We start from the raw sequence: 10,846 nt of genomic DNA on the forward strand, positions 1-10,846 counted from the left end.
CCGCCGCCCGCCGTCAGGATGCGGGGAACGTGGCCCCGAGTGCCGACAGGACGCCGCGCGCCTTCGTGCGCACTTCGTCCCACTCCTCCGCAGGATCGGAATCGGCGGTGATCGCCCCACCCAGGCCCAGCGTGAGGCGGGTGCCGCCGTCCTCCTCCTCGAGCACGAGGGTGCGGATGACGACGGCGAGATCCGTGGCCCCGGTCAGGCTGAAGTACCCCGCTGCGCCCGAGTACGGCCCGCGCGGGGCCTGCTCCAGGCGGTCGAGGAGGGCCATGGTGCTGATCTTCGGCGCGCCCGTCATCGAGCCGGCGGGAAACGCCGAAGCGACGACGCCGGCCCGCGCACTGCCCGGCCGCAGTCGGGCGTCGATGGTGCTCACCATCTGGTGCACCGTGGCGTAGGTCTCGATGTCGCACAGCCTGCTGACGGTCACCGAACCGGGCACCGCATGGTGGGAGAGGTCGTTGCGGAGGAGGTCCACGATCATGATGTTCTCCGCGCGGTCCTTTCCGGAGGTCCTCAGCTCCTCCCGGAGTGAGGCGTCCGTCGCGGGATCCGCCGAGCGGCCACGTGTTCCCTTGATGGGCTCCGCCCGCATGAGCCCGTCGGCGCCGATCTTCAGGAAGCGCTCGGGCGATGTGCTCGCGACGGCGAAGCCCGGGAAGCGCAGGAAGTGTGCGAACGGCGCGGGGCTCGCGGCTCGCAGGCGCAGGTACGCGGCGAGCGGTTCGAGGCGCTCGGTGTGGGCCGAGAGCGATGTCGTCAGGCACACCTCGTAGGTGTTCCCGTCGGCGATCTCGGCCTGGGCGCGCCGGATCTTCGCGACGTAGTCCTCCCGCGCATCACGCGCGCGGAAGTGCGGGACGGGCAGTCGGGGCGACGGCGGCACGGGGGCGGGCGCGGCGACGGCACTCCGTGCCCGGTCCAGCCAGGCGTCGCGGTCCGGATCGGCCCGCCCGTCGGTCAGGGCCAGCAGGAAGACCGCTCCCTCGGCGTGGTCGATGACGACGGCACGGCCGGCGAAGAGAAGGGCGGCATCGGGAAGGCCTGCGGCAGCCGGGCCGTCCGCGCCGCCGGTCTCCCGCTTGAGTTCGTACCCGAGGTAGCCCAGCCAGCCCAGCCCGAACCCGCATCCGAGGGCGTCGGGCCTGCGCACGGCCCGGCGGCCCCAAACGTCGTCGAGCCAGCGGAAGAAGGGCTCACGGATGCGTGCCGTGACGGCGCCGGCCGCGATCTCCGTGACGCCGTTCCGGTGCAGCGCCTGCTGCCCGAAAGCGCCGCCGGCGTCGGCCATGATGCTGAAGCGGCTGCGCGGGCCGGCCGAGGCCCCGGCGTCGGAGCTGTCGAGCCACACCGCTGCGGGTGCCGCTCCGTACAGCATGGAGAAGAGCGCAGCGGGGTCAGGGGCCGCGTCGATGCGTTCGCAGTCCACCGTGAGCCCGCGCCGCCCGGCGCGTTCGGGAGCGAGCAGCACGGCACACGAGGGCAGCCCGGTGAGGGCGAGGCGGACCGCCTCGGGTGGGGGTGGTCCCTGATGGCCCTGCACGACGACGTCGGCCACCGCGCCCGGATCGTCATCGGCCAGCCAGCGCGACTCCTGGTCCGCCCACCGGTGCCAGAACGGGGCATAGGTGTCGCCGTCGCGCTCGATCGCCGTACGGTGCCTGACTTCCGGGTCCGCCTCGATCCAGATGACGGCGTCGAGGAAGGACCGCGCCGCCGCGGCCGCCGCGCCCACCCCTTCCAGGAGGACGATCTCCGCTGCCGTCGTCGTGCGCTCCGCGCCGTCCTGTCCGCGGCCCCAGTCCCAGGCGTTCCAGCGCGCCTCCCGTCCGGCCCGGAGCGGCCGGAGGACACGCTCCACATAGCGGGCTATGCCGTCGTCGAGCCCGTCCCACCCCGGATAGATGTCCTCGAGGTGGAAGAGACTCACGCTGTGGTGCTCGCGCAGGAGGGCTGCGAGTTCCACGGCGAGGGTGGTCTTGCCGGCGCCGGACCGGCCGTCGATCGCGATGAGCAGGGGTGTCCCGGGAGGCATGGATCAGGCCAGGGCGAGCAGGGCGCCGACACCCACGAAGAGCGAACCGAAGGTGCGGTTGAGGACCACCTGGCCGCGGTCGTGCCGGGTGAAACGCCGGAACGAGCGCGCCGTGCCGGCGTAGAAGAACCACATCACGAGGACGTCGATGACGACGACGGTCGCCGCCAGGACGCCGTACTGGCCGAGCAGCGGCTGGTCCGGGCGGATGAACTGGGGGATCAGGGCGAGGAAGAACACGATGGCCTTGGGATTGAGCAGGTTCACCCACACGCCGCGGCGGAACATCGGGAGAGGCCCCTCGCTGCCCTGCAGGGCGCGGACGTCGCTGTGTTCCGGCTTCGCGAGGAACTTCCGCACCCCGAGGTACACCAGGTAGGCGGCGCCGGTGTAGCGGATCAGGTCGAAGGCGAGGGGGGAGTTGGCGACGAGGAGTCCGACCCCCGCACCGGCGATGCCGATGTGCACCAGCAGGGCCGCCTGCTGCCCGAGGATGCCCCAGATGGAGCGACGGAACCCGACAGCCAGGGCGTTGCTCATCGTGTTCACCGCTCCCGCGCCGGGCATGAAGCTGATGAGCGTCTGGGCGCCGAGCAGCGCCAGCCAGAGGGAGGGATTCACCCGTTCATGGTATGCGCCGGCGGGTCAGGCGTCCGAACCGCCGGCGTCGAGCTCGTGGCGCACGTAGCGGACGACGCCGTCCACCGCGCCGTCGACCATCCTCCAGGTGGCCTCGAAATCGCTCGCATCGCCGTACCAGGGGTCGTAGATGCCCAGGTCGTCGAGGTCCGTATCCGTGGTCGAAGGGTCGAATTCGCGCAGGAGGTGGATGCGGTCGCGCGCGTCGTCGTCCGGGGCATCCCCACGCAGCTCCCGGTAGTGGTCCAGGTCGAGGGCGAGGATGAGGTCCCGCTCCCGGTACCAGCCCGGCTCGAAGCGGCGCGCGCGGTGCAGGTGGCTCTCGATGCCCAGCTCGGTCAGCTTCGCCGCTGCCCGCTCGTCGATGGGCCGGCCGGACTCCCAGTCGGTGGTGCCCGCGGAATCGACGGCGACGTCCTCCGCCATCCCGGCCTGCGCGAAGGCGTGGGCCAGCATGAGCTCGGCCATGGGGGAGCGGCAGATGTTCCCGGTACAGACGGTGACGATGCGGTACATCCCGCCAGCCTAGCTGTGGCCCGGCACCCCGGGCCGCGGGACGTCGCCGGGCCGCCGGTCGAAGGGCGAGAAGCCGTACTCCGCGGTGAAACGCCGGATCCAGCGGAGGCGGGTGAGGCCGAGGTGCATCGCCCACCCGCCCAGAACGCCCAGCACCACCAGGATCAGGGCGCCCACCCAGAGCGCGGCCGGGTCGCCGTCGCGGCCGTAGCCGCCGATCGCCATCCCGGTCAGGACGACGCCGGCAAGCACGAGCGCGGCACCGAACACCACGGTGTCCCGTGGGTTCCCGAAAGGATGGAAGCTTCCCCGGAAGTTCGGGTGCGCCCATGGGTAGGGTTCCTTGAGGTGCGGAGGCACGTGGGCATCCCACTGCTGCGGGCGCCAGAGCGGAGCGCTCATGCGGGAGCCTGCGTCAGGGCCTGGAGGTCGGCGAGGAGGGCCGATTCGCTGACGGCCGGCCTGCGCTGCTGCTCGCCGGCAGGGGTGACGTGCGCGACGTCCCAGCCGCCGCCGCCGTTCCTGCGGACGAAGTAGTTCGTCTCGTCCGAGAGGGTCGAGGAGCCGAAGAGGACGGCCGCCGGCTCGAGCGCGCTCGTGCCCTGCTCGATGACCTGCCGGAGCATCTCGGCGTCGGTCGCGGCCGGGTCCTTGATGACGGCGAACCAGCTGCCGAGGGCAGCGGGCTGCAGCAGCAGTGAGACCTCGGGCGCCTGGAAGTAGAGCGCGAATTCCGGTTTCCGCTCGTTCTGCAGGCCGACCTCGGTCCAGCGGTAGGACGCGGCGAAGGCGAAGGCGACGTATTCCGCACCGGCGTTGGGGATGACGGCGTCTCCGTCGACCCGGACCAGTCCACGCGCGAGCAGGGATGACGCTCCCGCTGCCAGCATCACGGGCGCCGTCATGTCCGGGCCGACCGTGAGCAAGCGTCGCGACTTGTCCGCCTGCGGCCCGGTGCCGAGCGAGAGCAGGTATGCGATCTCGGCGATGCCGAAGCCGAGCACGGTGGGTTCGGCGGGGGCCGGGGCGCTCGTCGTCGCCGGTGTCGTCTCTGTCACGGGAATGTCCTTCGGTCTGCGAGCAGGTCGTGGTGGTCATGCATCAGAAGGGCCACAGGTCCTCCGCCTTCTCGGCAATGCCCGCACCCAGGTCTTTCACGCCCTCGGTCACCGCGCCGATTCCATCGCCCACTGCGCCGACGCTCCAGTCCACCGCGTCGTGGAAGACGGGGATGTTGTCGTACGCCAGTTCCCCCAGGGCAAGACCTCCGGAGGCAAGGCCGAGCGCCAGATTCACCGGCGGCGGCGTGATGAGCGCTGCCCCGCCGAGCGCCGTCGTCGCGAAGTGGTAGGCAGCACGGTCGTAGTTGCCCTCTGCGACATCCTGTCCCACGGTCACGAGGCCGAGCCCGACACCGATGGGGCCCACCGCCTTCCCGAACGCTCCGAGTGGCTCCGCCAGCGAGCCCACGCGTCCGGAGAAGCCCTCCGGGAGCACTCCACCGAGGCGTTGCAGCTCGGCGCCCCAGCCCTCGCCGCCGAAGATCCCCGCGATCCTCTGCAGCTGCGCGCCCTGGGAGCTCGCACGGAGGGCGTCGTCGAGGCCCGAGAAGCTGCCGGCGAGTTCGAGGTGGTTGAACAGGCGGAGCGCCGTCACCGGCAGGCTGGCCCTGCTGAGCCACGAGTCCGCCGCCGAGTAGCCGGCAAAGATCCCTGCGGCTCCGCCGAGGAGGCCACCGAACAGCTCGTCGAGTAATCCTGCGGGCCGGCCCGCGGATCCTCCCTCGCCCCGGGGCGGGCCGGATGGACCCGCGCCAGGCACTCCCCCCGGTATGGCACCGGACCCCTGCTCGCTCGCGGCCTCCTGCTCGTCCGCGTCGGCGCGCAGGCTGGTGGCCCCTGTGGTGAGGAGGGATTCCGCAGCGAGGATCCGGGGGCGGTGGTCCGAGTTCCAGGTGGCCCGGAAGCGGTCCGCGTCGGCACCGTTCCAGTAGCCGGGCGCGTTGACCCGCGATGTGATCAGGAGCGCGATGCCGGAGAGCTGCTGCTGCGCCTGGCCGAAACTCGACGAGAGATCCCTGAGCGCGTCGATATTCGCGCCGATCGTGCCGTTCGCCATCGCGTGTTCCCCCGTGCGGTCGAGACCTGTACGGCCACCCTATCGGTGCCGTGGTCGTCGCCGCGATGGGGAGGGCTCCCCATGCCCTGCCCGGGCCGCGCTGCCCGCCCGTCCCGGCTAGCCCCGGGCCAGGATCTCCACACTCGGCATCAGGAACACGCCGCCGTCCGCGCGCGCCCATCGGCGCCACCCCTCGGCCAGGCGGTCGAGGGTCTGCTGATCGGCGAGGCCGCGCTCGAGCGTCTGCTCGGCGAAGGCCGAGTGCAGCACGCGCTCCGCCCAGGATCCGGCATGGGAACGCCGGTCCTCGGCGGTCGCGTAGATCCAGTTCGACGACGAGACCTCGACATCGGCGAACCCGGCCTCCGCAGCCCAGCCGGGAAGCCTCCGGCCGGCGTCGGGCTCCCCGCGATTGCCGCGCGCCAGCGTGCCGTAGAGTTCCCGCCACTCATCGAGCTCACCGACGGCGGGATACCAGGTCATCGCGCCGAAGTCCGCTTCGCGGACGGCCACGATACCGCCGGGCCGTACCACCCGGCGCATCTCGCGAAGCGCGGCCACGGGATCGGCGAGGTGCTGCAGGAGCTGGTGGGCGTGGACGACGTCGAAGGACTCGTCGGCCGCGTCGAGGTCATACACGTTGCCCTCGCGGAACTCGACGTTCGCCACGTCGGCGTGGGCTTCGGAGGCCTGCGCCACGACGTCCGCCGAGCTGTCGATGCCGAGGACCGATCCGGGTGTGACGATGTCGGCGAATCCGGCCGTGATGCTGCCCGGGCCGCAGCCGAGGTCCAGCAGGTCCAGGCCGGCCTCGAGGAGCGGTTCGAGATAGGCGGCCGAGGACGCGACGGTGCGCGACGCATGCGCCGCCGTCACGCTCGGGTGGTGTCCGTGGGAGTAGACCTCGTCGTTCATGTCTCGAAGGCTAGCCTGTTGCAGGCCCGTCAGTCAGCGGCGGCGTCGTCCCGCGCCTCATTCTTGGCGGCGATCGTGGCGTCCGTTACCTTCCGCAGCATGTCCCGCAGGAGTGCCAGCTGTTCCTCCGGGTACTCGTCCAGGACGGCGCTGATGTGGCGCGCGAGCGGTGCGAACAGCATGGCCCCCGTGGTGCGTGCCTTCTCCGTCATCTCGAGGTGGACCTGCCGACGGTCCACCTCGCTGCGCCGTCGGGTGACATGACCTGCGGAATCGAGGCGGTCGACGAGCGCGGTCGTCGCGGGCGAGCTCAGGTTCAACTCCTCGCGAAGGAGCCCGGGGGTCACTGTGAGGCCGGCGCGTGCGGCACCGATCATGATGCTCAGCGCGTGGAGGTCCGTCCGGTGGAGGCTGTCGCGCTCGCTGGCGACGTCGACATAGCGGTCCGTCTCGACCGTGAACTGCTGCATGAGCGCCATGAGCTCGTCCCTCGCGGCCATGATCCCTCACCTTCTTCGCCTTCAGTTTAGGTCTGTTCCCATTATCTCCATGATAGATATACTTTTCGGTAGAGATATTGAGGAAAGGCACGGAGGACATGAAGAACACCTGGTTGAGGGTCCTGCTGCCCGTCGTCGTCGTGCTGATCTGGCTGGTCGGCGCAGCGGTGGGTGGCCCCACGTTCGGCAGGCTCGAGGAGGTCTCGAGCAATGACCAGGCATCGTTCCTCCCCGCGAGCGCGGAATCGACGGAGGCGGGCGAACTCCAGCAGCAGTTCAGCGATTCCGATGCGATTCCCGCGGTCATCGTGGCCGAGTCCGGGTCTCCGATCGATCCGCGCGACCTCGGTGCGTACGAGGACCTCGGCGCCACACTCGGCGGGGTCGAGGGCCTCGAGCCCCCCGCCGAGGGAGCCCCCGCCGTCGCAGGGCCCATCCCGTCCGAGGACGGCTTCGCGGTCCAGTACATCGCGTTCGTCTCCTCGGACGCCGAGCTCGCCGAGGTCGTCACGGAGCTGCGCGCGGTCCTGGCGGACGAACTGCCCGACGGCGTGACCGGCTACGTCACCGGTCCGGCGGGCTTCACGAACGACCTGGTGGAGGCCTTCGGCGGGATCGACGGCATCTTGCTCGGTGTGGCGCTCGGCGCGGTGTTCGTCATCCTCCTCGCCGTCTACCGCTCCATCGTGCTGCCGTTCCTCGTGCTCCTGACCTCGGTGTTCGCGCTCGCCACGTCGATCCTGCTGGTCTTCGGCTTCGCGAAGCTGGACTGGATCCAGCTCAGCGGCCAGAGCCAGGGCATCCTGTCCATCCTCGTGATCGGGGCGGCAACGGACTACGCGCTGCTGCTCGTCGCCCGGTTCCGCGAAGCGCTGGGGGAGAACGAGACGAGGTGGGAGGCCATGCGCGTGGCGTTCCGCGGGTCGGTGGAGCCGATCCTGGCCTCCGGGGCGACAGTGATCCTCGGCCTGCTCTGCCTGCTGTTCTCGGACCTCAACTCGAACAAGAGCCTCGGGCCGATCGCCGCGATCGGCATCGTGTTCTCACTCGCAGCAGCGCTGACCCTCCTCCCGGCGCTCCTGCTGCTCTTCGGCCGCGCAGCCTTCTGGCCGCTGCGTCCGCGCTTCAGCCCGGAGGCCGCGGCCGGCATCACGCCGCACCACGGAAGGCACGCGGCACACACCGGAGCCGGAGCCGAGACGGGGCTGGAGAGGCTCAGGGGGATCTGGAAGCGAGTCGCCCTTCTGGTGGCCCTGCGTCCTCGAGCGGTATGGATCGCATCGCTCCTCCTCCTCGTCGCCGGTGCGCTCGGCCTCACCCAGCTGCAGGCCAGCGGCGTGCCGCAGTCCGCCCTGATCCTGGCGCCGTCGAACGCCGTCGACGGCCAGGAGGCGCTCGGTCGTCACTTCGACGCCGGATCGGGCAGCCCGGTCTACGTCGTCGCACCCGAGGCCGAGCAGGAGGCCGCCCTGGGCGTCGTCACGGCCCAGGAGGGCATCTCCGATGCGACCGTGACCACCGATTCGAGCGGCGCGGCCGTCGTCGAGGACGGCCGGGTGCTGATCAGCGGGACGCTCGAGTACCAGGCGGACTCCGAGCAGGCTGAGGACGTGGTGCGGGACCTGCGCGCCGCACTCGACGACGCCGGCCCCGACGCGCTGGTGGGCGGCGTCACGGCGGTGGCGATCGACACGAACGACACGGCGCTCGCCGACCTCGTCAGGATCATCCCGATCGTGCTGCTCGTCATCCTCGTGGTGCTGATCATCCTGCTGCGCTCGGTGCTCGCGCCGTTGCTCCTCGTGGCCAGTGTGGCGCTCTCGAATGCGACGGCGCTGGGCGTCTCCGCACTGGTGTTCAACGGGATCTTCGGGTTCGAGGGCGCGGACGCCTCGGTGCCGCTGTTCGCCTTCGTGTTCCTCGTGGCGCTCGGCGTGGACTACAACATCTTCCTCATGACCCGCGTGCGTGAGGAATCGCTGCGGATCGGCACGAGGCCCGGCATCCTCCGCGGGCTCGGCGTCACCGGTGGGGTCATCACCTCGGCCGGCGTCGTGCTGGCGGCGACCTTCGCGGCACTGGGAGTCATCCCCATCCTGTTCCTCGCGCAGATCGCGTTCATCGTCGCGTTCGGTGTCCTGCTGGATACCGTGCTGGTCCGCTCGCTGCTGATCCCGGCCCTCGCGTACGACATCGGGCCGAAGATCTGGTGGCCCTCGAAGCTCGGCAGGGTGCCCTCGCCACGGTGACTCGCCGAGGGCGGGGCCTCGAGCCGGCATCGGCTGCCCGCTCGTACGGCGGGGCGCCCCCGCTCGCCGGAGCCGCGGGCTCGAGCGGCGCGGGCACGGGGTGGAGCAGACTGTCGCTACGCTCGAGGGTATGAATGAACTCGCCGCTTTTCTGGACGCCCGAATCTCGGAGGACGAGAAAGCCGCCCGCGTCGGTAATCTCCCCGAGGAAGTGTGGGGAGCCCGCGGCTGGTACGACCCGGAGCGTGTCCTCGCGGAGTGCCGGTCCAAGCGGCGGATCATGGACTACGCGAGTGCCGGACTCGATGAGGCCGAGGGGCTGGCCGTCCTGCGGCTGGTAGCGCTGCCGTGGTCGGGTCACAGCGATTTCAGGGCCGCGTGGAAGGCCTAGGGCCACCGGACGCCGGTTCCGTGTAAGCCCTCCCGCCGTCCTTCCACAAGCTTTGCGCAAGAAGCGGTCGATACTGTCCCGCGATCTTCCGCCGTCGTTACCCTTGGGATGTGCCCATCCATTCGACTCCGGTAGATCCTGCCCAGCACCAGGGCGGCGGGGCGGCACACCCTGAGAGCGAGGCCCTGCCGGGTGCGGGCGCGTCCGGGACGGCGGCGCCGCTCCTCGATCCGGGGGTGCTCAGGGACATGGAGGGTGACTTCGCGGACCCGTCGGTGGTCGGGAGGTTCGCCCGCGACTTCTCCTCGACGCTCGAGCAGAAGATCGACCGGCTCGACCAGCGGATGCGAGCGGGAGATGCGAGCGGGACGGAGGACGCCGTCCTCAGCGTGACGACGTCGGCGGCCATGGCGGGTGCAGTCCGCCTGGGCCACGCAGCGCTCGCGACGCAGCGGCTCATCGCCACCGATGGCCTGGACGGCGCCCGGCGTTCGATGCCCCTGCTCCGCGCGTGCGCTGCCGATACCATCCATGCGCTGCAGGACCTGTATCCGGAACGGCCCTCGGAGTAGGCCGCTAGCGTGGGGCGGAGCGTCGGGGCATGATGCGGAAGCCGACCCCGCGCACCGTGGTGATCAGGTCGGGGTCTCCCTCGCTGCGGGCGAGTTTCTGGCGGAGGTTGGCGATATGCACCTCGATGGCGCGTTCGTCCGTGCGGCTGACGAAGTTGTACCCGCGGTAGTCGCCGCCGCGCGAGACGCGCACCAGTTCCTCCTTGGTCCGTACGGCGCCGTTGCTCCTCATCAGCTCGTGCAGCAGGTTGAACTCCGTCTTCGTGAGCGGCAGTTCCGCGCCGGAACAGGTCGCCGTGCGGGCCTCGCTGTCCACCACGAGGTTTCCGTTGCGCAGGAGGGTGTCGGAGCCTTCCCGGGGGCCGCTGCCGGCGCTGGGGCCCTGTGCGGCCACGGCGGGCGGGGCGGGCTGGGCTTGCGGATGGGCGGGGAGAAGGCGGGGGCGGCGGAGCATCGCATCGATGCGGGCCCTCAACTCGCGCGGGCGGAACGGCTTCACCACGTAGTCGTCCGCCCCGGCCTGCAGGGCGGTGAGGATGTCCGTCTCGTCGGCGCGACCGCTCAGGACGATCACGTAGCAGTCGGTGGTGGAGCGAAGCCGCCTCAGCACCTCGTAGCCGTCGATATCAGGCAGCCCGATGTCCAGGGTGACCACCACCGGGTGCTGCTGCCGGACGACATCGACGCCCTCCCGGCCCGTGGCAGCGACGCTCACCTGGAAGCCCCCCTGCTCGAGGACGGCGCAGACGAGGTTGCGGATGTCGAGATCGTCCTCGATGACGACGGCGGCCCGGCGCTCACCGGCAGGAAGGCTACTCATGGCCTGACGTCCCGTAGTGGCGCCGCAGCGCGCTCCAGGCGACTGGTGACGAGTGCCCCCGTACTGGCGGAACGCCCGGGGCGGA

General features: G+C 70.9%; 12 protein-coding genes. 3 read left to right on the plus strand and 9 right to left on the minus strand.

Features of this window, described 5'->3' with window-relative positions:
• Window positions 1–13: 13 nt before the first annotated feature.
• The 8 genes from pabB to ACIQCY_RS01525 all read right to left on the minus strand — a co-directional run bounded on the left by pabB (window position 14) and on the right by ACIQCY_RS01525 (window position 6,729).
• Window positions 14–2,041 carry an aminodeoxychorismate synthase component I gene (pabB, locus tag ACIQCY_RS01490; protein ID WP_400482113.1) on the minus strand — a complete coding sequence of 676 codons (2,028 nt, stop codon included), beginning with the start codon at window positions 2,039–2,041 and terminating at the stop codon, window positions 14–16.
• A gap of 3 nt (window positions 2,042–2,044) precedes the next feature.
• The gene (locus ACIQCY_RS01495; protein WP_400482114.1) at window positions 2,045–2,662 is read right to left on the minus strand and encodes a LysE family transporter; all 618 of its coding nucleotides are present in this window, start codon (window positions 2,660–2,662) and stop codon (window positions 2,045–2,047) included.
• Between the two features lie 24 nt (window positions 2,663–2,686).
• A complete protein-coding gene (locus ACIQCY_RS01500) occupies window positions 2,687–3,196 on the minus strand; it encodes a low molecular weight protein-tyrosine-phosphatase (protein WP_400482115.1) in 510 nt (169 codons plus the stop codon).
• A gap of 9 nt (window positions 3,197–3,205) precedes the next feature.
• Window positions 3,206–3,598 carry a hypothetical protein gene (locus tag ACIQCY_RS01505; RefSeq protein WP_400482116.1) on the minus strand — a complete coding sequence of 131 codons (393 nt, stop codon included), beginning with the start codon at window positions 3,596–3,598 and terminating at the stop codon, window positions 3,206–3,208.
• Complete coding sequence (locus ACIQCY_RS01510) at window positions 3,595–4,254, minus strand: hypothetical protein (RefSeq protein WP_400482117.1); 660 nt, start codon at window positions 4,252–4,254, stop codon at window positions 3,595–3,597. The genes ACIQCY_RS01505 and ACIQCY_RS01510 overlap by 4 nt, the downstream gene beginning before the upstream one ends.
• Window positions 4,255–4,297: 43 nt before the next feature.
• On the minus strand, window positions 4,298–5,314 hold the full coding sequence (locus tag ACIQCY_RS01515) for a hypothetical protein (RefSeq protein WP_400482118.1): 1,017 nt from the start codon (window positions 5,312–5,314) through the stop codon (window positions 4,298–4,300).
• Between the two features lie 117 nt (window positions 5,315–5,431).
• On the minus strand, window positions 5,432–6,229 hold the full coding sequence (locus ACIQCY_RS01520; RefSeq protein ID WP_400482119.1) for a methyltransferase domain-containing protein: 798 nt from the start codon (window positions 6,227–6,229) through the stop codon (window positions 5,432–5,434).
• 29 nt (window positions 6,230–6,258) lie between these two features.
• Window positions 6,259–6,729, minus strand: a complete 471-nt coding sequence (locus ACIQCY_RS01525) for a MarR family winged helix-turn-helix transcriptional regulator (protein WP_400482120.1) — start codon at window positions 6,727–6,729, stop codon at window positions 6,259–6,261.
• A gap of 98 nt (window positions 6,730–6,827) precedes the next feature.
• Between ACIQCY_RS01525 and ACIQCY_RS01530 the strand changes: the two genes are divergently transcribed.
• From ACIQCY_RS01530 to ACIQCY_RS01540, 3 genes are all read left to right on the plus strand, one after another.
• On the plus strand, window positions 6,828–8,978 hold the full coding sequence (locus tag ACIQCY_RS01530) for an MMPL family transporter (protein WP_400482121.1): 2,151 nt from the start codon (window positions 6,828–6,830) through the stop codon (window positions 8,976–8,978).
• Window positions 8,979–9,108: 130 nt separating this feature from the next.
• Window positions 9,109–9,369 (plus strand): DUF6221 family protein, encoded by a 261-nt coding sequence (locus tag ACIQCY_RS01535; protein WP_400482122.1) that lies wholly within the window; start codon window positions 9,109–9,111, stop codon window positions 9,367–9,369.
• 110 nt (window positions 9,370–9,479) lie between these two features.
• A complete protein-coding gene (locus ACIQCY_RS01540; RefSeq protein ID WP_400482123.1) occupies window positions 9,480–9,941 on the plus strand; it encodes a hypothetical protein in 462 nt (153 codons plus the stop codon).
• Window positions 9,942–9,945: 4 nt separating this feature from the next.
• Here ACIQCY_RS01540 and ACIQCY_RS01545 read toward each other — a convergent pair whose 3' ends face one another.
• A complete protein-coding gene (locus ACIQCY_RS01545) occupies window positions 9,946–10,761 on the minus strand; it encodes a response regulator transcription factor (RefSeq protein WP_400482124.1) in 816 nt (271 codons plus the stop codon).
• Between the last annotated feature and the right edge of the window lie 85 nt (window positions 10,762–10,846).

Source organism: Arthrobacter sp. NPDC092385, from assembly GCF_044755105.1.
In the GTDB taxonomy this organism is placed as follows: Bacteria; Actinomycetota; Actinomycetes; order Actinomycetales; family Micrococcaceae; genus Arthrobacter_D.

Bases quoted from the DNA above. Each gene is read 5' to 3' on its own strand.
- pabB (WP_400482113.1), bottom strand. From the start codon at position 2,041: ATGCCTCCCGGGACACCCCTGCTCATCGCGATCGACGGCCGGTCCGGC.
- ACIQCY_RS01500 (WP_400482115.1), bottom strand. From the start codon at position 3,196: ATGTACCGCATCGTCACCGTCTGTACCGGGAACATCTGCCGCTCCCCC.
- ACIQCY_RS01505 (WP_400482116.1), bottom strand. From the start codon at position 3,598: ATGAGCGCTCCGCTCTGGCGCCCGCAGCAGTGGGATGCCCACGTGCCT.
- ACIQCY_RS01515 (WP_400482118.1), bottom strand. From the start codon at position 5,314: ATGGCGAACGGCACGATCGGCGCGAATATCGACGCGCTCAGGGATCTC.
- ACIQCY_RS01520 (WP_400482119.1), bottom strand. From the start codon at position 6,229: ATGAACGACGAGGTCTACTCCCACGGACACCACCCGAGCGTGACGGCG.
- ACIQCY_RS01525 (WP_400482120.1), bottom strand. From the start codon at position 6,729: ATGGCCGCGAGGGACGAGCTCATGGCGCTCATGCAGCAGTTCACGGTC.
- ACIQCY_RS01530 (WP_400482121.1), top strand. From the start codon at position 6,828: ATGAAGAACACCTGGTTGAGGGTCCTGCTGCCCGTCGTCGTCGTGCTG.
- ACIQCY_RS01535 (WP_400482122.1), top strand. From the start codon at position 9,109: ATGAATGAACTCGCCGCTTTTCTGGACGCCCGAATCTCGGAGGACGAG.
- ACIQCY_RS01545 (WP_400482124.1), bottom strand. From the start codon at position 10,761: ATGAGTAGCCTTCCTGCCGGTGAGCGCCGGGCCGCCGTCGTCATCGAG.